We start from the raw sequence: 484 nt of genomic DNA, 5'->3' as shown, positions 1-484 counted from the left end.
CGCTCGTTCTCGAGCTCGTTTGTCTTCGATGTTGCAGATCGCGAGCCACAGCAGCTTCACCACGGCGGCGTCGTTGGGGAAGTGTCCGCGGTTCTTGGTGATCTTGCGCAGCTGGTAGTTCAGCGATTCGATCGCATTGGTTGTGTAGATCACCCTGCGGACCTCGGGCGGGAACGACAGGAACGGCGTGAACCGTTCCCATGCGTTCTCGAACGCCGCGACCGCGTGCGGGTTCGCCTTGCCCAGCGGCGATGCTGCGAACGCCTCCAACGCTGCCCTGGCGGCGTCAGCGTCGGCGGCGGTGTAGATCGGCTTCAACGCTGCTGCGACGGCTTTGCGCTGGCCCCAGTTCACGAACCGCATCGCGGTGCGGATGAGATGGACCACGCAGGTCTGGACGGTCGATTCAGGCCAGGTGGCCTCGATCGCTTCGGGGAATCCGGTGAGCCCGTCGCAGCAGACGATCAGCACGTCGCGGATGCCG

General features: G+C 64.7%; 1 protein-coding gene. It reads right to left on the bottom strand.

All coding sequences use genetic code 11. From position 1 onward, the window contains the following. Positions 1–484, bottom strand: a 484-nt coding sequence (locus D9V41_RS16265; protein WP_121795615.1) for an IS256 family transposase, incomplete at both ends; no start/stop codon positions are given.

Origin of the sequence: Aeromicrobium phragmitis (assembly GCF_003674095.1) — a bacterium.
Taxonomy (GTDB): Bacteria; Actinomycetota; Actinomycetes; order Propionibacteriales; family Nocardioidaceae; genus Aeromicrobium; species Aeromicrobium phragmitis.
This window is presented reverse-complemented; position numbering and strand designations above follow the sequence as displayed.